At 61.4% G+C, this 2,274-nt stretch carries 1 protein-coding gene; it reads right to left on the reverse strand.

Features of this window, described 5'->3' with window-relative positions:
- Positions 1 to 2,274 (reverse strand): MG2 domain-containing protein (locus ACRXB1_RS34810; RefSeq protein WP_449494626.1); only part of this gene is annotated, 2,274 nt, incomplete at both ends.

The raw sequence follows: 2,274 nt of genomic DNA on the forward strand, positions 1-2,274 counted from the left end.
CACGGGCGCGCTTGCGCCATCGTCCGCAGGCTTTTTGTACGGCGCGAAGCTGAACGAATCGAATTGCGATGCAAACGGCGGCGATGTGTCTTTCATCAACGCCGAGACTTGCACCGGCAGATTCGATGCCGGTCCGCCCGATACATATTCGATCTGCACCGCAAGCGGCGCTTCTTTGGCGGCGACAAGCGCGCCCGTCTTCTGGTCGCGAATCCCGATCGATCCTTTGAACACCGGAAGGCGGAATTCTTCTACGCGGAAACTGCCTGTATCGACGCTCATTCGGCCAGAACCGGCGCTTGAATCGTCGTCATCGTCGCCGGCGTCGGCCTTGCCGTCGTCGAGCGTCACGCTATATTCACCGAGCTTCGCGGCGGCAGGAATCGGGAAGGTCGAATCGGCGCTGTGATCGGCGGCCCACTTGAGCGGCAGGTGATAGGTTTGGCCGCTGCCCAGATGACGGATCGTCACGCGCGACGGCATATGCGACGGGAACGCAAAACCGCTGAGCGTTTCCTCGCGCATCAGATGTTTCATGGATACCGTTTCGCCGGCGCGCAAGAGCGTCCGGTCGAACACGGTCGTGGCGCGGGTGGTCTGGTCGCGGCTCATGTCGGTCGGAACGTTGAAACGCCAGCTTTCGATACCGCGATTCCAGTCCGAGCGCACGAACGCCATGTCGGGACCGGTCTTCGGATCGTCCACACGTGCCGAGACGAAAAAGCCCGACCATTCCAGACTCTGTTCATTGCATTCGGCAGCCGCGGCGAGCGGCTTGTTCACGTTTGCAATGCCTTGCGCGTTCGTCCTTGCCGTGGCGATCTGTTCGCCATTGCAATCGCTGATGTCGACCTGCGCGTTGGGCACCGGCTTGCCGCTGTCGAGCGCGGTCACCCAGACGATGCTGTTCTCGCGCCCTTGCTTGAAATGCACGCCGAGGTTTGTCACAAGCACCGACGTACGCACGTACATGGCCTGCGGCTTGCCAAGGAGCGACGCGCCAAGCGCCGGCGACGCCATTTCGACCACGTAAAAACCCGGCTTCGTGATCGGAATGCCGACCACTTCAAACGGACGCAGGGACTTCGGATCGGCCTGCGGCACGCTCAACGTCTCGACGCCCGGTTGCTTTGCGAGCAGCGACAACGAGCGGATATCGATCTGCGGATTTTTCGCTGTGCTCCCCACCGCGTAGACCGGCTTGATGCCATTGTGCAGCGCCTGCGGCATCTGCTTCTCGATCTGGGAAACGGACATCGAAAAGCCGTCGAACTGATCGACGGTCTTCATCCATCGGCGAATATCCGTATCGGCGTCCACGCGTAGTTTCGTCACGCTCGATGCTCCCGCGTTCAAGCCGCTGACCTTCAGGTCGGCTTCTACATGACGCAGCGTGACGGGCAACATGGCGGGCATGTTCGGTTCGGCGAAGCGCTCGATGATCCCGAATGTCGACGATGAAAATTTTGCCAGCGGTGGCATGGGAGCGGTCGCGGTCTTCAGCGGGAAGAGATCTGCGTTCGACAACTCACGGCCGCTCGCGTCCTTCAACCCACCAGGCAGTTCAATCGATAAATCCGCGTGTTCCGGCAACGGCGCCGCGAACTCTACCGTGCTGATCTCGCTATCTTTTTCGTCGGGATCGAAGGTCGGCGTTGCGTTGCCGCCCGGGCCACGCAGCGTGATCTTCGCGGCGTCGGTGCGCAGTACGGGCGAGCTGAAGCGGATGCGCAACGGGCGCAGCGGCGTGCAGGGCGCTTTTGCATTTTCACGTTCGCACGAAAAACTTGCGGTGAAGGGGGCGCGGACATCAAAGTCGAAACGTTTCTCCACGTCGTTCGCGAGACCGCTCGGGCCCGCGACGCCACGGCCATAGACGAGTTGCATCTTCGTGGCCGCGGGCAGGGTCTGCTGGCAGGCGAGCGTGAGGACGCGTGCACTGTCTTTTTCAAGGCGGAAGTGCTTGAGCAAGGCGGTGCGTGCGGTGGCATCGATGGACTTGACGGGAATGCGGTTACCCAATCCGTTCGATTCGCACCAGATGTTTTGCAGCGCGGAGGCTTCCGTTGCCGGGCCGTTGAGGCGCAGCACAAAGAACTGGTTCTCCTCGATGTCGCCATACCCCGGCATCACGCTCAGGACAAACGGGCCGCCCGTTTCGAAGCGATATTCGCGCGGTCCGGAAAGCGCGTTTCCAGCGTTCGATTTGAGGCCGTCGTTGAGCGCCACCGAGCAGCGCATGCCGGGCGTCAGGTCCTGATCGAAATCGTAGGA

Source organism: Caballeronia sp. M23-90 (assembly GCF_053574605.1).